13 protein-coding genes and 2 pseudogenes are annotated in these 18,712 nt (G+C 64.8%); 7 read left to right on the forward strand and 8 right to left on the reverse strand.

Features of this window, described 5'->3' with window-relative positions:
• Nucleotides 1–3 precede the first annotated feature (3 nt).
• Together istB and istA are read right to left on the reverse strand one after the other, a co-directional pair.
• Nucleotides 4–831, reverse strand: a complete 828-nt coding sequence (istB, locus tag F1D05_RS02740; RefSeq protein WP_185442126.1) for an IS21-like element helper ATPase IstB — start codon at nt 829–831, stop codon at nt 4–6.
• Nucleotides 828–2,385: pseudogene (istA, locus tag F1D05_RS02745) on the reverse strand (IS21 family transposase). The gene istB and the pseudogene istA overlap by 4 nt, the downstream one beginning before the upstream one ends.
• A gap of 127 nt (nt 2,386–2,512) precedes the next feature.
• Here istA and F1D05_RS02750 point away from each other — a divergent pair.
• Together F1D05_RS02750 and F1D05_RS02755 are read left to right on the forward strand one after the other, a co-directional pair.
• Nucleotides 2,513–2,776: pseudogene (locus F1D05_RS02750) on the forward strand (transposase); the annotation flags it as partial.
• A 597-nt stretch (nt 2,777–3,373) separates the two neighbouring features.
• Nucleotides 3,374–4,228 carry a helix-turn-helix transcriptional regulator gene (locus tag F1D05_RS02755; RefSeq protein WP_185445857.1) on the forward strand — a complete coding sequence of 285 codons (855 nt, stop codon included), beginning with the start codon at nt 3,374–3,376 and terminating at the stop codon, nt 4,226–4,228.
• Nucleotides 4,229–4,819: 591 nt separating this feature from the next.
• On the opposite strand, the gene F1D05_RS42765 is transcribed toward F1D05_RS02755, so the two are convergent.
• The 4 genes from F1D05_RS42765 to F1D05_RS02775 all read right to left on the reverse strand — a co-directional run bounded on the left by F1D05_RS42765 (nt 4,820) and on the right by F1D05_RS02775 (nt 9,505).
• Nucleotides 4,820–5,179 (reverse strand): Imm1 family immunity protein, encoded by a 360-nt coding sequence (locus tag F1D05_RS42765; protein WP_428994992.1) that lies wholly within the window; start codon nt 5,177–5,179, stop codon nt 4,820–4,822.
• Nucleotides 5,180–6,333: 1,154 nt separating this feature from the next.
• Complete coding sequence (locus F1D05_RS02765) at nt 6,334–6,765, reverse strand: VOC family protein (protein WP_185445859.1); 432 nt, start codon at nt 6,763–6,765, stop codon at nt 6,334–6,336.
• A gap of 56 nt (nt 6,766–6,821) precedes the next feature.
• Entirely contained in the window at nt 6,822–7,889 is a 1,068-nt protein-coding gene (locus tag F1D05_RS02770; RefSeq protein WP_185445860.1) for an ornithine cyclodeaminase family protein, read from the reverse strand.
• A 35-nt stretch (nt 7,890–7,924) separates the two neighbouring features.
• A complete protein-coding gene (locus tag F1D05_RS02775; protein WP_185445861.1) occupies nt 7,925–9,505 on the reverse strand; it encodes a (2,3-dihydroxybenzoyl)adenylate synthase in 1,581 nt (526 codons plus the stop codon).
• 241 nt (nt 9,506–9,746) lie between these two features.
• Here F1D05_RS02775 and F1D05_RS02780 point away from each other — a divergent pair, with 241 nt between their 5' ends.
• The 5 genes from F1D05_RS02780 (at nt 9,747) to F1D05_RS02805 (ending at nt 16,458) form a co-directional block, all read left to right on the forward strand.
• Nucleotides 9,747–11,498: a non-ribosomal peptide synthetase gene (locus tag F1D05_RS02780; protein WP_185445862.1), complete on the forward strand. Its 1,752-nt coding sequence runs from the start codon at nt 9,747–9,749 to the stop codon at nt 11,496–11,498.
• A 1,476-nt stretch (nt 11,499–12,974) separates the two neighbouring features.
• Nucleotides 12,975–13,688: a thioesterase II family protein gene (locus F1D05_RS02790; RefSeq protein ID WP_185445863.1), complete on the forward strand. Its 714-nt coding sequence runs from the start codon at nt 12,975–12,977 to the stop codon at nt 13,686–13,688.
• Nucleotides 13,685–14,431: an SDR family NAD(P)-dependent oxidoreductase gene (locus tag F1D05_RS02795; protein WP_185445864.1), complete on the forward strand. Its 747-nt coding sequence runs from the start codon at nt 13,685–13,687 to the stop codon at nt 14,429–14,431. Before F1D05_RS02790 ends, F1D05_RS02795 begins: the two co-directional genes overlap by 4 nt.
• Nucleotides 14,432–14,504: 73 nt before the next feature.
• Nucleotides 14,505–15,734, forward strand: coding sequence for a pyridoxal phosphate-dependent aminotransferase (locus F1D05_RS02800; protein WP_185445865.1), 1,230 nt, complete (start codon nt 14,505–14,507; stop codon nt 15,732–15,734).
• 4 nt (nt 15,735–15,738) lie between these two features.
• Nucleotides 15,739–16,458, forward strand: coding sequence for a tryptophan 2,3-dioxygenase family protein (locus tag F1D05_RS02805; protein WP_185445866.1), 720 nt, complete (start codon nt 15,739–15,741; stop codon nt 16,456–16,458).
• A 119-nt stretch (nt 16,459–16,577) separates the two neighbouring features.
• Here F1D05_RS02805 and F1D05_RS02810 read toward each other — a convergent pair whose 3' ends face one another.
• A complete protein-coding gene (locus tag F1D05_RS02810; RefSeq protein ID WP_206686058.1) occupies nt 16,578–17,027 on the reverse strand; it encodes a helix-turn-helix domain-containing protein in 450 nt (149 codons plus the stop codon).
• A 402-nt stretch (nt 17,028–17,429) separates the two neighbouring features.
• A protein-coding gene (locus F1D05_RS02815; RefSeq protein WP_185448958.1) for an IS3 family transposase occupies nt 17,430–18,700 on the reverse strand; the annotation gives its coding sequence in 2 pieces (ribosomal slippage) (nt 17,430–18,355 and nt 18,355–18,700; 1,272 coding nt in all).
• Nucleotides 18,701–18,712 lie beyond the last annotated feature (12 nt).

Consider the following 18,712-nt stretch of genomic DNA (forward strand, 5'->3'; position numbering starts at 1 on the left):
GGGTTAGTTGGTGGCGGTTCGGCTGCGGGTTTGCCGGGTGGTGTTGAGTCTGTAGGACTTGGTGCCGGTCTGGATGATGTGTGCGTTGAAGGTGAGTCTGTCCACGACTGCGGCGGCGAGGCGGGGGTCGGTGAAGGTGGCGCCCCATTCGGAGAATGGGGCGTTGGATGCGCAGGCGATGGATGCTCGTTCTTCGCGGGCGGTGATGATCTGGAAGAGCAGTTCCGCGCCGCGTGGGTCGAGGCGGACGTAGCCGATCTCGTCGAGGCAGAGCAGGTCGAGTCGGGCGTAGCGGCCCACGACGCGGGACAGCTGTTTGTCGTCTGAGGCTTCGACGAGCTCGTTGACCAAGGCGGCGGTGGTCACGTAGCGGACCCGGCGTCCTTGCTCGGCTGCTGCGGTGCCGAGTGCGATGAGCAGGTGTGTTTTCCCGGTGCCGGAGTCGCCGAGCAGGACCAGTGGTTGTCCGGCGTCGATCCAGCCGCCGCCGGCCAGGTGTGCCAGCGTCGGTGCCGGTAGGTCGGGCAGCACGGTGTGGTCGAACTCGGTGAGGCGTTTGGTGCGGGGGAACTTGGCCTCGTTGACTCGCCGGATCCGGCGGCGGGCGTCGCGTTCGTCGCATTCCGCGGTGAGGATTTCGGCCAGGAATGCCTTGTGGGTAAGGCGTTGCTTGGCTGAGGCCTCGGCCATCGCGATGGCTTCGGCGCGGATGGTGGGCAGTGCGAGTAGTCGGCAAGCGGCGTGGATCGCGGCCTCGGCGGCGGGGTCAGACAGGGCGGTCACCGTGGTCGTCGGGGTGGCGGCTGGCGCGGTTTTCGTGGCGGGGCTCATGCGGTTTCTTTCTGGAGTAGTTGGTCGTAGTCGGCCAGTGATGGCGTCGGCCGTTGGGTCGTCGCAGCGTGGGACGCGGTGGGTGGAACCGGGACCGGCGGGGAGGTCGCGCCGGCTGAGGTCATCGCGCTGCGTGCGGTGACCGCGACCAGGTCGGGATCGAAGTTTCCGAGCACCAGCGCGCCTTCGATGCCCGCACTCACCACGGTCGCGGTCATGGTGCGGTGGAGCAACAGCACCCCGATCAGGGCGCGGGTGCCGGGCCCGTCGCCGTGTTGCTTGCGGGCGGCGTCCCAGAACCGTTGATGAACCGCCGTGAACGCCCCGGATGCTCGCGCGGTGACCAAGGCGGTGGACCCGGACATGGCGCCGGGTTTGCGGGTGAGGACTTCCAGATAGTGGTCCAGAACGAGATCCTCGCTGCCCTTGTGCAGCGACCGGGTATGTTCAGCGATCACCTTGCCTGCGTCGAGCACGATCACCGCGGTGGCGCCGAGACGAACCTCGAGCCGGCGACCAGCGAACCGGGGCCGGGACCGAGTAGTACGACTGGCGGACACAGACCCGTGCTTTGGCGTCGACCCGGCATGACAGCGGGGCCGAGACATCGAAGGTTTCACTCGGCAGCGGGTTCAGCAAGACCAGTTCACGGGCCGCGGCCGCTCCCACGGTCTCGGCGCGGGCACCGATGCGGCGCGCGTCGTCGCGGGCATCGGCGGCGGCCAGGGCCTGGTTCAGCGCGGCCAACGATGCCACGTGCGGGACAGGAGTGAGGTGCCGTCGGCGGAACCGGCCGATCTCGCCCTCGACACCGCCCTTCTCATGAGCACCCTCTAAGCCTGGCGCGCAGAAGAACGAGTCATAGCCGTAGTGGGAGCGCATCGCGATGAACCGTGGATGCTCGAACCGTTCCCGGCCCAGCGCGACCCGGATCACCGCGGGCCTGAGGTTGTCGTAACGGATCATCCCGGTCGGTACCCCACCCAGCGCCTCGAACGCACGCACATGCCCATCCAGGAACGATTCCTGGGTCTGATTGGCATAGGCAACATGGACCGCTTTGCCCGAATGCGACAGCCGCAGGCAAAACATGAACACCTTCATCACCACCCCAGCGATCACCGCAGTGAACTCCCCGAAGTCGACCTCGGCCTCCTCGGCCGGTCCATGAGTCTGGGGCACCATCACCTGCGCCCGGTCCCCACCGATCTCGGTCTTCAGCTGGGCGACCAACCCCCGCACGCTGGACTCGGCCACCACGACACCCTCTTCCTCCATCAGCCGCTGCCAGACCCGGCGAGCGGTATGCCGCTGCTTCTTCGGGGCGTCCAGGTCCGCGGTCAGCCAGCCACCGATCGTGGCCAGATGCGGGCCCAGCACCGGCGCCACACGCTCTGGAGATTTCCGCGTCGGAGGCACCGCATCACCCAACGCCAGACGCACCGTGCGCCGATGGACCTGGTGGCGCTGCGCCAGTGCCCGGATCGACAAACCTTCATCTCGACGCTCGCGTCGGATACGTTCGAACTGCTCCACTCTCGATCTCTCCTTCAACCCCTCCACCTCTCGTGATCGCCTTGGCAGACGACACGAACGTAGAGGACTGGATGGTCGAGGGTGGAGCCAAATCAAGCCATCACTACCGCCCCAAGTGGGGCCAAATCAGACTGGCACACTCATCCACGCCTACACAGCCAACGCCTGCTGGCTCGAACTCGCACTCACCGCCGCAGACCTCCTCACCTGGACCCAAGCACTCTGCTTCACCGCCAACCTGGCCCGCACCGAACCAGCCACCTACCGCTACCAGATCCTCCACACCGCAGGAATCCTGGTCCGCACCGCCCGCGGCCGGCACCTACGACTCGACACCGACTGGCCCTTCGCAACCCACCTCACCACCGCATTCCAGCGCCTCCGCAACGCCCCCTGGCCAGCCACCTAGCCACAACCCCCGACCCAACAACCAAGGACCCGGAATCCCGCCCACCCGACGCGACAGCCGGGCCACACCCACGCCACCAACCCTCAAACCGCCTAAAACAAGGCACCAGAAGACACGCCGAAACCCCATGAAACATCTGGGCTAGACAGACCACATCGTCGCTGGTCAGGAGCACCTTTCAGTTCACCAACACAGCCCTCATCCCCGAGAGCCGTGAAAGCGCCGGGCTAACTAGACCAGACCGGGGAACACTCCAATCGTGCACAGCCTGTGTCGTTCGTTGACTGATCAGGGGATGATGCAGCGATGGGTTAGCTGTCCTGCGATAGTAGGCGAGATGTGTCAGCTGAAAGGTACCCGCCGAGCGGAGCCTCGGCAGGTCAGATACTAAGAGCCAGTCGGCCAGCGACGAGTGGAGATGAAGCCGGATGAAATGGTGGAGGTGCTCCGCGCCGTCGATGCCTGCGGGAGGGAATCATGCCGGGTTTTCAGGGGTTTTCACCTCAGGTAGCTGAGATAATCCGGAATGCTGATCGGACGATACGATATGTAGTCCCTGGAGAGCGGCGCCGTCTCTACAATCAATGGCGCGTCACGATGGGAACGATCGCCCCGGTGGATAGTTTTTATGTTGCCTTCTTTCGAGATGATCGGTATCTCGTAGTCCCGTATATATTTGATGAGCCGCAAGAGTATGAACCGCCCAGCTTCCAGATGTACGGATCGGAAGGAATGGCGGCGTGGATAAGGCGCTACGCGAAGCCATATGTATACGGCATGGATAATGGAAGTCTGCTGAACAAGGGGCATTCATTTGGTGACGAGGAGCGTCTTTCTGGTGACGCAATCGTGATTCCTCTCCTAAGAACATCATCCGACGGACAAGTGGTCATCGGGATCGCTTCGATGCAGACCTATCGATCAAATGTATACACCGAAGATACTGCCCATGCCTTCCAGATCCTGGCGCGAAGCGTTTTAGTAGCGTTAGCGCGCGAACTTGAAGATGAGGGCCATCAAAGGATGTTGCTAACTGCTGGCGAAATGGCGTCCGATTCCTCGGTCTCGGTGGCAGATATCATCGAGGACTTCGGGCATAAGCTGGAAAGCTTGCGCCTTAAGATCGACATGCTGATCAAGAGTGAACTGTTGAACCCCGAGCGCTTGCGGCAAGATCTCACCGATCTGCGTGAGCTATGCGAGCGAAACCAGTCCGAGGTTGCTGAATTACTCATGGTGCCGTCGCTGGATGCTCGGGCGCTATTGGGAAAGCTGACGCCGCGCGAGACGGAGATTGCGGAGCTCATTTGCATTGATCTTACCAATGAGGAGATTGCCAGCAGATTGAGTATCTCGGAGCCGACGGTTAAGACTCACGTCACTCGCATCCTGAAGAAATTTGGCGTGCGCCAACGTTCTGCGGTCGCAGCCAAACTTCGTCCGTTCGGATAGTAGGGTATTGCCGTCTGTCGGCCTCACCATGCGAAGGCAAGCGTCGGCCGGTACCGCTCGCATATACGACTTTGTCTTACCTCCATAGTCAAGCATGTTCCGACTTCGTCTACTGGTCGGCCGGGCGACTGCTTGCCCATAATGGCAAATACGGCCAGATAGCGGGACCAATAAGTCCATGCGCGGCCGGCATGTTCGAGCATCGGAGGGTATTATGAGAAGGTTGAAAGTCGTACTCGGAAGCATGCTTTTGGCATTGGTGCCAGTCACCGTTCTCGCTACTCCAGCACACGCGGCGGTGCGCCTCGGAGGGGTGTCGGTTGCTGGCGCTTGCGCCAACCAATGGCCCGGGAGCCAAGTCGTCCTACTTAGCCAAAACGTCTTCGGCTGGAAGTGCAGGTTCTGGAGCTCGCTCGGACCTGTCTACTACGGCGTCAACCTCAATCAACAGTGCGCTGCGCAGTACGGTGGAGGCGCTTACGCCTCATACAGCGATTACAACAATCCCTACTCGTGGAGCTGCTACAGGTAGGTGTCGCGCGCGTGCCCCGCCTTTGCTACTCGAAGGCGGGGCCCATTGCCTCCGTGTTGCTAATCAGCGGCCGCTGGCCAAGCCTTCCACTCCAGCACGGTCGGACGATCGCCTCCACCGCTCAGGAAGTCCGTGACCGCACTACCTGCCTGCACTATCGACACCTCAGAGTCCTGTGGCCATCCTTCGTCGTGACCCCTGTAGCTGGTCCGCGGATCCGGGACATGGACGCGGAACTGCCGGTCAGAGACTCGGCCGGACCAGGAGCGGCCCGGTCCAATCCGAGCTCCGGTTCTTTGTAAGCCGTTCAGTAAGTCACTTAATTGCTTCAACTGCCTGCCTGGCGCGGTGTCTTTGGCGAGAACCGGCCTATCGGGCCGGACCCCACGCCCGCCAGCTGGACACGCCACCTTCACCACAACATTGCCTCAGGCCACGGCACTCACCCCTACGCCAAACCCTGGTGAGAAAACCTCACTGGTAGCATTGCTTGCTGACCTCGCTAATCTGGGGTCGATTAACGGCCGCCCACTTGACGCCTCGAGATGCGAGCGGTGTCGAAGCGGTCGCAAACTCTTTCCTGACAGCGCTGCAGATTGCCAGTAGGCGGATAGGCCGAGAGCATACTCGACCTGAAAGGTGCCCGGTTTCGTAGGGAAGATCTGCTGGCCGGATCGTCGGACGGCTGACGGTCGCCTCAGGCCGAGGCTGCGGGGTTGACGCCCGAGCTGACGGCGCTGGTCGTGCTGTGGCTCGGCGGCACCCGCGCGGGGCAAGCCGGGTCGCGTACGCCGACGAGCTGCTGTTGCCACCAGCTCGGACCTACGAGTTAGGCCGCGCCTGGCTGCGAAAGTGAGCCAGGTTGCCCTGGGTCGTAACGGTATCGGAGTGGTCGGCCCCGAGGAATCGCAACTGGTCGGCGAATAGTTCTTCGGTAGCGGTGACCGCACCGACGATGTCGCCAGCCTTGCTGCGCCAATTGGGCCAAATTGTTGCAGGTGATCCGAACATTTGGGTGGTCCGGGCCGAAGACCTGAAGGGAGTCGACGGGCAATTCCTCTAGGCAGTTGCGGCTCCCACTGCATCTCCGGCTTCGCCTCGCCAGCGCGCCAGGTTGCTACGAGCATTGAGGGTATGCGGATGGACGAGACCCTGCATGCGTATTCACTCGGTGAGCAGTTCTTTAAAGGCAGTGGGGCCCCTTACCATCCGCCGACACCTTGAACCGACCTGCCGCCTTGCTACTCTTCACCTGAAAAAGCCTTCTTGTACGGGGACAACTGGACTCTCCACAAGCCCGATTTCCCTTACAGACAAGGCGCTTTCGCCTTTTTACCTCACGTGTCGCACCAATTTCCGTGAAACGCCGAGGCTAGGACGCCGGTAACCTGCGGTTGGGTGGCGGCGAACCTTACGCAGGTTTCGAAGACGGGGCACTCGGTGCGGCATTGTCGGACCCAGGTGGCCGATCTCCTCGAGCGGGGTGTCTTGGTCCGCGTCCCAATCGGCCGGTGTCGTCGGCACGGCGTGAGCGTGACCATTGCTTCGTACAGGTCATCTGCGGTGCGGTTGATCAGGTGCTGGTCGCGCCCCATTCATGGGCGGGGACGTCGTGGAGGTGTTCGGTGAATTCCCAGAGGTGGTTCTCGTGGTCGAGGGACAGGTACTGGCGCAGGCCCCAGGGTTTGTTGCACGGCTCGTGGAGGATTTGAGCGCCTTCGGCGAGCGAGTGTGCGTGGTGCTTGTCGACGTCCTCGACCCAGACGATCAATTGGGCGGAAGCAGGTGTGCCGGTAGTCGGGACGGTGAGGCGTTCACCTGCCTTGGCGAGCATGACCACGCCGCCGCCAGTGTCCAGGTCGGCGTGATGGACGATGCCGTCGACGGTTTGGCGGAGTAGCTCTTGGAAACCGAACACCCTGGTGAGCCAGTCGATCGCGGTCGGTACGTCGGTGTAGGCCAATTCGACGACGACCCGAGGGAATCCAGCGGCGGGGTTGTACACCAGCACCTCCCGTTGTTGGCGATGGCCGGCCTTGAGGAAGACCGGCCATCGTGGTCTCAGAAAGTGAGCTGGGGAGCGGCGGGGACGTGGCCACGCAGCGAGTACGGATCCAGTACGTCGTCCGGCCGGCATTCGATCGACATCTTGGTGCCGAGCCCGAGCTCTTCCGCGGCCGCCATGATGACGTCGAGGGCGAGGTGGTCCTCGAAAGCGACGCCGGTGGAGTCGAAGACCGTCAGGGTCTGGCGATGGTGAGCCCACTCTTCGGGATGCGCGCACAGATAGGCCAGTGACGGCCCGATCTCGTCCTCGGCGAGCTGCTGGCATTCGCCTTCGTTGCGGGCCTGTTCGCGGTGGTCGACGCAGACGAGTGCTCGCCGCAGCAGGCTGACCGGGAGTTCGGTTTTGCCGATCTCGTCGGCGCCGAGTGAGTTGATGTGCAGGTGCGGACGGTGCTCGCCGTCCGGAAAGACGGGCCCTGCGCCCACAGGGACCGACGTGGCTGTGCAGAGTACGTCGGATTCCGCCAGGACGCGCTCCGGGGAGGCGAATTCCAGGTCGAGTCCGAGGAAGGCGGCGCGGCTGAGAAAGCTCTTTGCGTGCTGCTCTTCGATGTCGAACACCAACACCTGCTTGATGTCCATCACCTGGCTCAGTCCGTGGAGTTGGGTGACGGCTTGAGCGCCGGCGCCGATGAGTCCGACGACCTGTGAGTCCGGATGGGCAAGGCGTCTCGTTGCGACAGCGCTGGCTGCACCGGTGCGAAGCGCGGTGAGCAGGACGCCGTCGGCGAGGGCGACCAGTCGGCCGGTGTTGTCGTCGATCCGGGAGACCGTACCGAGGATGGTCGGCAGGTGGTGGTCGGCGACATTGCGCGGGCTGTAGGAGACCGTCTTGACAGTCACTCCGAGTCCGGGGTCGCGGTGTGGCATGGTCTCGATGACGCCTGGGATGTCACCGGTTCTGGTGAAGCCTGTGCGCATGGGCGACTCGGCCCGGCGGCCGTGGCCGAGCTCGGTGAAGCCGGCCTCGAGGGTCGAGATCATGCGCTGCATCAGCGCGTCCCGTCCGACGACGTTGAGCAGCCGCACCATGTCGTCCTGGCAGAGCAGCCAGGTGTCCATCAAGATCACTCCTCTGGTTGGTGTCGAAGGTCTGGTCAGGGCGTCCGGTTGGCGGCCAGGGCGCGCAACGCGACCTTGTCCGCCTTGCCCACCGGCGTACGTGGCAGCTCGGCGACCGATTCGATCTTGTCCGGGATCTTGTAGGTGGCCAGACCTCGTTGCCGCAGGAACGCCTTCAGGGCCGGGGTTTTGAGGTCCGCGTCCCGCAGTACGACAAAGGCGTAGGTGCGCTCCCCGAGGACCGCGTCCTCGACGCCGATGACAGCCGCGTCCCGTACGCCGGGATGCGCGACGAGCTGCTCCTCGACATCCTCGGCAGGGACCTTGTCGCCGGCCCGGTTGATGACGTCCTTCAGCCGGCCGACAACCACGATGTTGCCGTCCGGCCCGCGTCGCACCAGGTCTCCGGTCCGGAAGAATCCGTCCGGGGTGAAGGAACCGCTGTTCTGCTCCGCGGCCCGGTAGTAGCCGCGAATCGTGTACGGACCGCGGGCCAGAAGCTCACCGTCGACGTTGTCCGCCACCTCCAGCCCCGCCTCGTCGACAACCCGGATCTCGTCGTCGGCGGCGAGCGGGCGTCCTTCGGTGTTGAGGATCACGTCATCCGGATCATCCAGCCGGGTGTAGGTGAGCAGACCTTCCCCGACCCCGAACCACTGACTGAGTCCGCAGCCCAGGTACTTGCGCGCTTCCTCGGCCTGACCAGGAGTGAGCTTGGAGCTGCCGATCTGAAGATGAACACCCGACAGGTCTACCGGCGTACGAAGTGCGTGATCGATCCACATCCGCACGGTGGCAGGGACCAGCGTCGTGAAGGTCACCCGTTCTTCGCGGATGAGCTCAAACAGCTCCGCAGGCCGGGGAGTGGAAGCGAGCACCACCTTGCCGCCGACGAGCAGCGTTCCGAACAGCCCTGGGCAGCCGAGGGCGGAGTTGTGAGCGACCGGATTCACCGCCAAATAGGTCGAAGAAGCATCGACCTCGAGAGCCTTGGTCGTCGCCAGCATGTTGTATGCGTAGTCGTCGTGAGTCCGGGGGATCAGCTTCGGCAGGCCTGTTGTCCCGCCGGACAGGAGGAACAACGCCGGCTCGGAAGGATCCAACACCGGGTATGCCGTCTCGCCGGCGTCCAGGCTCAGCTCATCGGCGATCAGCAACTGCTTGACGGCGGGGACCTCCTGCTGGACCTCCTGCGCGAGCTGCTTGTAGTCGAAGCCCTTGAACTCGCTCATGACGACTAAGGCGATCGCACCGGAGTGCGAGCACAGATGCACGAGCTCGTGCTTGCGGTGTCCGGGCAACGCCATGACGGGGATCGCGCCCAGCCGGAACAGCGCGAACACCACGGTCGCGAACTCCGGCACGTTCGGCAGTTGGACGACGACGCGGTCGAGTGGACCGATCCCGAGGCCCGCGAAGTGCCGCGCCAGCCTGTCTGATCGGTCGGCCACCTCGGCGTACGTCAGGCGTTGCTCGCCGCAGACGATCGCCACCCGGTCGGCATGCTCGGCGCATGTCTCGAGCAGGAGATCTCCGAGAGGCCGCCCCTGCCAATAGGCCTGGCGGCGGTACCTCTGTGCGAGTTCGTCGGGCCAAGGGACGCAGCCTTCGAGCATGTCGAGCTCCCGGTCAAGCTAGGCATCATTGATGACGGACGACGCTGGGTCTTCACGGTCGGACATGTGGCGCCAGACGCCAACCCTGCTGACAGAGACGCGACAGGAGTCCCTTGTGTGGTTGGGGAATCGCCGTTGCCCTGTCCGGTTTCTGTCAGTGTGGTGGTTCCGACTGAGGTTCTTTCCCTAGGATCCGCAACGGGTCACGCATCTATACGCCGCTGAGCTAAGGAGTTGGGCTTTGTCCACGGTTCCGGAGTTGTTCGAGTCGACGGTTGCCCGATTCCCCGATGCGCCGGCGGTGATCTTCGATGACACCGCTTCGACGTACGCCGAGCTGAACGTGCGCGCGAACCAACTGGCCAGACGCTTCATCGCGCTGGGCGTCGGCCCTGACTCGTTGGTGGCGGTAGCGGTACCGCGGTCGGCCGATCTGATCACGGTCCTACTGGCCGTGCTCAAGGCAGGCGGCGCATACCTGCCGCTCGACCCGACGTACCCCGCCGACCGGCTCGCCTACATGCTCACTGACGCGGAGCCCGCGCTCCTCGTACGGTCGGACGAGGTGGCCAACCCGAGTGCGGAGCTCGCAGAGTACGTGGTCGATGATCCCGACTTGCGTGCGCAATGCGAGCGAGAGGCAGCCAGCGACCTCGCGGACGGCGATCGACTGTCGCCGTTGTACGCATCCCATCTGATGTACGTGATCTACACCTCTGGCTCAACCGGTACGCCGAAGGGCGTCGCGGTGACCCACGTGGGCACAGCCGACATGATCGCGACGCATGCTGAGCGGATCGGCGTCGGTCCGGGCGATCGGGTCCTGCAGTGGGCATCGATCAGTTTCGACGCCGCGTTCTGGGACATCACTTTGGCGCTGCTGTCCGGCGCAGCCCTCGTGATGGCCTCGTCCGATGACGTTCTGCCGGGCGATCCGCTGCGTGAAACCCTGCTCAGATACGAGATCACGCATGCGACCCTGCCGCCGGTGGCGCTCAGCGTCACTGATGCGGAGAGTTTGCTGCCGGGCGGAACGGTGATGTCGACGGGGGATGCTTGTACACCGACGTTGGTGCGCAAGTGGGCACCCGGTCGCCGGATGTTCAATGGCTACGGTCCTACCGAGGTGACGGTCGGCTCGACACTGAGCGGACCGATCGACGACGGCGACGAGATCACGATCGGCACGGCTTGGACTGGGGACAGCGTCTACGTCCTCGACGACCAGGTGCAAATGGTCGCCGACGGCCAAGAAGGCGAGCTCTACCTCGCTGGTCCTGGACTCGCCCGTGGCTATCTCAACCGACCCGGAATCACCGCGACGCGTTTCGTGCCCGACCCGAACGGCGAGCCCGGCAGCCGGATGTACAGGTCGGGGGACCGGGGCTCTTGCCGAGCGGACGGCGAACTGCTGTTCGCGGGCCGCGCCGACGCCCAGGTCAAGGTGCGCGGCTTCCGGGTCGAGCTCGGTGAGGTCGAGGCCGCATTGGCCGGCCACCCAGCTGTTGACCTCGCGGTCGCCGCGGTTGAAGGCGATCTGGCCGACGCCCGCGTGGTCGCCTACGTGACGACGTCCGCGGGGATGGAGGTGACAGCAGGCGAACTGCGCTTGCACGTCGGCCAGTCGCTGCCGGAGCACATGGTCCCGTCGACCGTCACTGTGCTTGATCAGCTCCCGACCACGTCGAACGGGAAGATCGATCGCGCCGCCCTGCGGACCGAGTCGGCTCGCAGCGAGCCGGTGAAGCAGGAAGCCGGTTGGCAGGACGGCATGGCGTACGACGAGATCCTCTGTGCGATCGTCGCCGAGATCCTGGATCTGCCGGTGGTGACACCGGACCAGAACTTCTTCGACATCGGCGGGCACTCTGTCCTGGCCACGAAGCTGGCCGCGCGGATCAGGCAGGACCTCGGCATCAAGGTGCCGATGCGGTCGTTGTTCGAGGCAACCACCATCTCCGAGCTGGCCCGCGCAGTGGAGAAGGCGGCCTGAGTCAGCTGAAGGTGGTCGGTAGGCTGCTGTGACCGTAGAGGAAGTTGGAGTAGATCCGTGCGGGCGGTCCGTCGAGTTCGATCGACCGCACGGAGGACGCCAGGGCGGACAGCAAAGCCCGCAACTCGGCCCGGCCAAGGAAGGCTCCGACACAGAAGTGCGGCCCGTGGCCCAACGTGACGTGCTTGTTGGGCTTCCGCGCGAGATCGAAGCTGCGAGGATCGGTGAAGACGGCCTCGTCGTCGTTGGCCGAGGTGTTCCACAACGTGACGATGTCGCCGGCCCCGGACCGCCTGATCGCCGATCTCCAGATCGGTGAGCGCCGTACGGGCGAAGTGCATGGCAGGCGTGACCCAGCGCAGTACCTCTTCGACGGCGTCCTCTAGGGCGACGTTCCCGGCCCGTAGGTTCGCCCACTGCTGAGGGTTCTCGGCCAGTGCCTTGACTGCGCCGACCGCCGAGACGCGGGAGGACTCGTCACCGCCCAGGATGAGGCTGTAGCAGTTCAGGGCGACCTCCTCGTAGGTGAGCAGGCGCCCGTCGACCTCGGAGGTGGCGATCATGGTCACGACGTCGTCGCCGGGCGTCTCGCGGCGATGTTTGGCCAGATCCGTGAAATACAGCACGATGTTGTTGCGGGCGACCAGGGCGTCCAACTCGTCGACCTCGGCGCTGTCGGAGGACAGAGCCAGCTTGTTCCACTTGAGCAGCTCCGCGCGGTCGCCGTCCGGGATGGACAGCAGGTCGCAGATCGTGCTCATCGGGATGTGCTCGGCGACCTCGGTCGCGAAGTCGAACGATCCCAGCTCGGCCACCCTGCGGATCAGCCGGCTCGTCCGTTGCTCGACCCGTTCGGCCACCGCTCCGAGGACCCGGGGCGAGAACGCTCGGAGCATCAGATTGCGCAGCTGCTGGTGCCGGGGGCGGTCGGTGACGGCGAGCATTTTCCCGCTGGCGGAGTCGTCGCCTCGCAGTAGGACGTCCAGCACTGTTCCGCGGGCCGAGCTCAGCTGTTTCGCGTTGGCGTACGACGACTGGACGTCCGCGTGTCGGGAGACGACCCAGAAGCCGGGCAGTTCGCCGGGGGACTCATGCCAGTAGACGGGGCGCTCGGCCCGGACCTCCTGCCAGTAGTCACGTGGCTCATGGTCGACGAAGGTCGCGTGATCCGTCAGTTCGAGTAGATCGACGGGGCTCATCTCTGCCTCCTGGAAACAGACCGGACACGGGTTCGGGCAGGTGCCGGTACAGACGGCACGGGACAGCGTTACAAGGTGCTGCGGCCGGTTCGAGGTGTCTTGCGTACTTCTTTCACGATGTGACTGAGAGCGGAAAGATTCTGGCCCCGGCCCTGGGTGGCAATGCGACGCTCGAAGTCCGATTTGAGCTTGTCGGCTTGAGCGTGAGGTGGAGGTCATGGCCCGTAGTACTGGTCGAGCTTGGCTCCGGCGGTCGCCCGCAATCCCCAGTCCTGCAATGCGACTCGTCTGTTTGCCGCATGCCGGTGGGTCGGCGGCGAGCTATGCCGGCTTGTCTGCCGAGCTGCCGCAGCAGGTCGAGCTGGTCGTTGCTCAGTACCCCGGTCGCGGTGACCGGTACGCCGAGCCGGCGGTGGAGGACATCAGCCGGATGGCGGCCCAGATCAGCGCGGAGCTGCTGGCACTGGAACCGGCCCCGGTGGTCCTGTTCGGGCACAGTCTCGGCGCACTGGTCGGCTACGAGACCGCGTTGGCGTTGCATCGCAGCGGAGTACCGCCTCTACAACTCGTGATCTCCGCATCGCCGCCCCCGCGGCTGGCCGGTGGAGGCGACACTCATCTTCGCGACGACGATGAGCTGTGGTCGATCGTGTGTGGGTTCGGGGGAGTCGAGCCCGAAATCGCTGCGGACACCGACCTGCGCAGCGTGCTGCTGCCGACACTGCGCTCGGACGTCAGGACCAACGAGCTGTACCAACCACCGGTCGCGCCGCCGTCACTCGACTGCCCGGTCCTTTGCTACCACGGCATCGGGGATCCGCTGGTGGACGAGCAGCAGCTCGCCGAGTGGGGTGATGTCACCACCGGCCCATTTTCCGTACGCCGTCGCGCGGGTGGCCACTTCCACGTCTTCCAGGACGTTGGCGGCCTGATCGACGAGGTGCTCGCCGAGATCAGCGTTGACGCCCACCGACGGAGGTCGTTGCCGTGAGCATCGCGGAACGTTCGATCATCGTGACCGGTGCCGGATCTGGTATCGGCCGGGCGATCGCCCGGCACCTGGCCCGCAACGGCGCCTTGGTCACTATTGCCGGCCGCCGCGAGGCTGCGCTGAAGGAGACCGCCGACGGGATCGACGAACCGGTCCAGATCATCTCGGCCGATGTCGGCGCGCCGGGTGGGGCCGAGGAGATCATTGCTTGTGCAGTCGATCGGTTCGGCCGGCTCGACGGGGTGGTCAACAACGCCGGATTGGCCCGCTTCGGGGCGATCGACGAGATCGATCCGGACGAACTGGACGCGATGTGGGCGGTGAACGTGCGCGGTCCGGCCGCGATGATCCGCTGCGCGTTGCCGCAGCTACGCGAGAACGCCGGTTCGGTCGTCAACGTGTCGTCCGTAGCGGGTGTGCTCTCGATGCCGGGACGCTCGTTCTACGGGGCCAGTAAGGCGGCGCTGAACAGCCTCACCCGGTCACTGGCGCGCGAACTGGCACCCGGGGTGCGCATCAACGCCGTCCTGCCGGGCCCGGTGGACACGCCAATGTGGGAGGAGCTCGGCCTGACTGAGGAGCAGACCGGCACGCTCCGCGAAAACCTGCTGGCCGGTACGCCGATGGCCAGGTTCGGTGAAGGCGATGAGGTCGCCCGCTGGGTGTCGAACCTGCTCGATCCCGACTTCTCCGGCTGGATCACTGGAGCGCTGATTCCAGTGGACGGGGGCCGCACCAGCTAGCCGCAGACAACCGCCGCACTGACCTGATACGAGAGGCGACCGCGCCTATGACTACGAGTTGGGGACCGAAGCGATGAGCCATCCACCTGTTGCGACCGCGATTCCGTCGTCGTCGCTCCACGAGATCTTCCGCGCTGCCGACGCCAGGGAACTGGCCACCGGTTCACCGGTGATCAGACTCCATGTCGGTGAGCCCTATTTCACCCCACCGGCGGAGGTCGCCGAGGCGATTGCCGACGCGCAGCGGGCCGGCCGGACGTCGTACACCGACGTCGAGGGGCTGGCGGAGTTGCGGCGCGGACTGGCTACGAAGCTGGACCTGGAGAACGGCCTCGACACACCCATCTCGAGGATCTTCGTCACCCCGGGTTCCTGTCAGGGATTGTCAGCGCTGCTGCTGTCCATGGCCGAACCGGGTACCGAGATTCTGCTGCCTGAGCTGCACTGGCCGATTCATGTGCAGCAGGCCCTGCTCGCCGGTCTGCGTCCTATCTTCTACGCCTTGGACGAATCGCACTTCCCGGACCCCGACTCCATCGCTGCCGTATCGGGGCCGAACACGCGCATCCTGCTGGTGAACTCACCGTCCAATCCGACCGGTGCTGTGATGGATGCGGACCGGCTGCGAGCTCTACTCGCGCTCGGCCGTGAACGCGGCTGGCAGCTGATCAGTGACGAGGCGTACGAGCACTTTGTGTACGAGGGCAACCATGTGTCGATGGCCAGCATGGAGCGCGACCTTCCCGACGACCAGCGCATAGTGCACAGCGTCTTCACCTTCTCCAAGAGCCTGGCGATGACGGGGTACCGGCTCGGCTACGTGGTGACGGCGACCGATGCGGCCGCCGCCGCCCTGCGGGTGGTCCAGGAGGCGGGCATCATCGCCCCGCCGACCCCGGTTCAGTACGGCGGAATCGCGGCGCTCCAGATGCCCGCGGCGGCGGAGGTCAACCGGAAGCTGGTGCAGCAGAACCGGGACGAGGTGCTGCCCGCGCTCCGCGACGCCGGACTGTTGCGTGAGCTACCGGCCGGTGGGTGGTACGCGATGCTCGACATCAGCTGCACGGGTCTGTCGGCGGAAGACTTCACCGCCCAGCTGCTCGAGGAGCGCGGTGTTGCTGTGGTACCGGGATCGGGCTTCGGGCTGCGCCCGCAGCTTGACGACCGGGGAGCACTCGTGGCGATGGAGACCGACGCGAAGGCCGGCGACCTGGTCCGGATCGCCTTCTGCGTCGATCCCGAGGTACTGAAGTCCGGCGTGGCCGAACTACTGGCCTTCGTCCAGGACCGGAACGTCCGGTAGCGCCATGGCCAGCCTCACCTACGCCGACTATCTGCAGCTCGACAAGCTGCTGTCCATGCAGGAGCCCCGAACCTCCAACACGGCGGATCGCGAGGTCGTGCTCGCCGAGCACTTCTTTATCGTCGCCCACCAGGCATCCGAGATCTGGCTGAAGCAGATCATCGTCGACCTGCTCGCGGCGACCGACGCGCTGCGTCCGGACTACGGAAACCCCGACGCCAACCTGAGCGTGGAGTACCTGGACCGGGTCAGCAGTCTGATGGGTCTGCTCCACGATCAGCTGGTGGCGCTGGAAAAGATGCCCCTGCGGCACTTCGCGGAGTTCCGGCCACATTTGGGCACCGCGAGTGGCGCTCAGTCGCAGCAGTTCCATCAACTGGATGATCTGCTCGGCAACGACGAGCGGCCGGATGGCTTGTTCGCCGCGTTCGAAGGCTACGTCGCGGCCCAGGGAATGTCCGTCGGCACCGTCTGCCGGCTCGGCGCGAGCACTGGCGTACTGCACCGGGTCGCGGAGGCGTTGATCGACATCGGGAACGGCTTCTGGCGGTGGAAGATCGCCCACCTCGGGATGATCTCGGCGATGCTCGGCGAACAGCCCGGCACCGCGGGCAGTTCCGGAGCGGGCTACATCGCCAGCCGGATCCACCTTCCGTTCCCTGAACTTCGCCGGCTCCGCGGGGAAGTTCACCAAGCCCTCGTCCCCAGCGGCACGCCAACTTGAGTTGGGCACCTCACCGCGGTGGCCGGGAGATGAACGAGGGACCATGGCTGGCAGGTAGCCATGGTCCCCGGTGAACATCCGGTGTGCGCCGCAGGATGCCGGAGCACACCTGGCGGTGCCTATGCCTCAGGTGCTTCGAGGACGTAGCCCTGCCCCCAGGCCGTCCTGATCGCGAGGTTCACGTCGCCGAGCCGGCGCCGCAGCCTCATGATGTGCAGGTCGAGCGAGTTGCGGGTCGGGGCCGAGGTGCAGTCGTTGAGACGCTGCGACAGTTCGTTTCTCGACACGACTTCGCCGAACCGCTCGACGAACAGTTCCATCAGTTTGATCTGCGCTGACGAGATGGTGACCAGCTGGTCGTCGAAGTACAAGGTGCCCACGGAGTCCAGCCGGGGGACACGCGAGCCGTACACCCTGGTGAACAGGGCCTCGACGCGGGCGTCGAGATCCGACCGGGAGATGGGCGGGCGTACCCAGTCCTCCCGGGGGTCACTGCAGACGGGCGGTTCAACCCCTGCTTCGACGACCAGCAGGCACGGAATTCCCTCGTTCTTGCAATGGGAACGCACCTCCTCTTCGATCGGCCATCTAACAAATTTCACCGCGGTTCTCGAGTGGTTGGGCAAAAGATCCCCCAAGGTTCAAATATACGGAGATGGTTCGGGCGGTCCGTACTTGAAGTAGTTGCAAAAAAGATCACTTCAAATGATCTACTCAGAGAGATGTGCAAGTGTTTGAATCAGGGATGCCGAGTGTTGCCTCGCAATGCAGTGGCATCATTGTGCCCTGGCGCATTTGGGCCCCACGCCCTTGGTTGCGTATACAAAGAACGACCTGCTGTAGCAGCCTGGTCAACCTGATCAGATCGTTGAAAGCTTCGCAGACCTCCTTCCCCAGTGAATTTCGGATGGTGCCGTCCACCATACGGCGCCAGCGGGCCTTACCCCCGGTTCGTGGACACGGGTGGTGGATTATGCCGCTGATGGGAGCGTAGCGGGGTAGAGGGTTTCGTAGGTGTTCGGGGAGTGGTAGCGGCACCAGGAGTGTCGCCTGCGGGTGTTGTAGCGGGTGACCCATCGGAACACTTCGCGGCGGCAGGTGGCCTCGTCGGGCCAGGAGTTGTGGTCTTGGAGGACCTCTCTTTTGAGGGTCGCGTTGAACGACTCGGCGAGTGCGTTGTCGGCGCTCGTGCCGACCGCACCCATGGACTGGGTCACGCCGAGGGCGTTGCAGAGGTTGGCGTAGTCCTTCGACGTGTAGACCGATCCGTGGTCGCTGTGGAACACGGATCCGGCCAGGCTGCCTCGGGTGAGTTCGGCGGCTTTGAGGGCGTCTTCGACCAGTTCAGTGCGCATGTGGTCGGCGACAGCCCAGCCGGCCAGCCGGCGGGAGTAGCAGTCGATGACCGTTGCCAGGTACAGGTTGTTGCCGTCGGCAAGTGGTAGGTAGGTGATGTCGCCGACGTAGCGCTGGTTCGGGGCGTCGGCGGTGAAGTCCCGCTTCAGCAGGTCGGGCACCTTCTGATCGGCTGGCTCGGGGATTGTGGTGCGGACCTTGCGGCGGCGCCGGTAGCCGGCGATGCCGTGCTCGCGCATCACCCGGGCGACCCGCTTGTGGTTCACCCGCTCACCGGCGTCTGCGCCGTCGTTGAGTTCGGCGGTGATCCGCGGAGCACCCTGGGTCTTGTCGTCGTCGTGGACGGCCCGGATCCGTACCGCCAACGCTGCGTCGGCCTCGGCCCGCTCGGCGCGGGCAGGGGCGGCCTTCAGCCACGCGTAGTACGACGAACGCTCGATGTCGACGAGCATGCACAGCCGCTTCACGCCCCAGCCGAGGCAGGAGGTGGTGGAGTGGTCGGCGACGAACTGGAAGCGGTTCACCAGTTCGTCTCCCCGGCGAAATACTTGGCCGCCTGGCGCAGGATCTCCCGTTCGGTGGTGAGCTTGGCCTGCTCCGCCCGCAACTGCGCGTTCTCGGCCTCGAGCCGGGCGATCCTCGCCTCCGGCGACTCCGGTCCAGCACCGGTCGGCGTCTCACGCCGACGGGGCCTGGACGAACTGCTGATGGTGCTGCCGTCGGCGGTCGTCTTCTTGTCCGTCCCGTACAGGTCGACCCAGCGTGCCAGGGTCGCCCGCTCGACCCCGAGATCGGCTGCGATCCCGCGCAGCGTCGCTCCCGGAGTGGACTCGTACAAGTCAACGGCCTGCCGACGGAACTCCTCGGAGTAGTTCTTGCGGGCCATGGTCCTGATCAT

The organism is Kribbella qitaiheensis (assembly GCF_014217565.1).
Taxonomy (GTDB): Bacteria; Actinomycetota; Actinomycetes; order Propionibacteriales; family Kribbellaceae; genus Kribbella; species Kribbella qitaiheensis_A.

Excerpts from the sequence above, each read along its gene's own strand:
- istB (WP_185442126.1), bottom strand. The coding sequence starts at position 831 with ATGAGCCCCGCCACGAAAACCGCGCCAGCCGCCACCCCGACGACCACG.
- F1D05_RS02770 (WP_185445860.1), bottom strand. The coding sequence starts at position 7,889 with ATGGACACCTGGCTGCTCTGCCAGGACGACATGGTGCGGCTGCTCAAC.
- F1D05_RS02805 (WP_185445866.1), top strand. The coding sequence starts at position 15,739 with ATGGCCAGCCTCACCTACGCCGACTATCTGCAGCTCGACAAGCTGCTG.
- F1D05_RS02790 (WP_185445863.1), top strand. The coding sequence starts at position 12,975 with ATGCGACTCGTCTGTTTGCCGCATGCCGGTGGGTCGGCGGCGAGCTAT.
- F1D05_RS02775 (WP_185445861.1), bottom strand. The coding sequence starts at position 9,505 with ATGCTCGAAGGCTGCGTCCCTTGGCCCGACGAACTCGCACAGAGGTAC.
- F1D05_RS02755 (WP_185445857.1), top strand. The coding sequence starts at position 3,374 with ATGGGAACGATCGCCCCGGTGGATAGTTTTTATGTTGCCTTCTTTCGA.
- F1D05_RS02800 (WP_185445865.1), top strand. The coding sequence starts at position 14,505 with ATGAGCCATCCACCTGTTGCGACCGCGATTCCGTCGTCGTCGCTCCAC.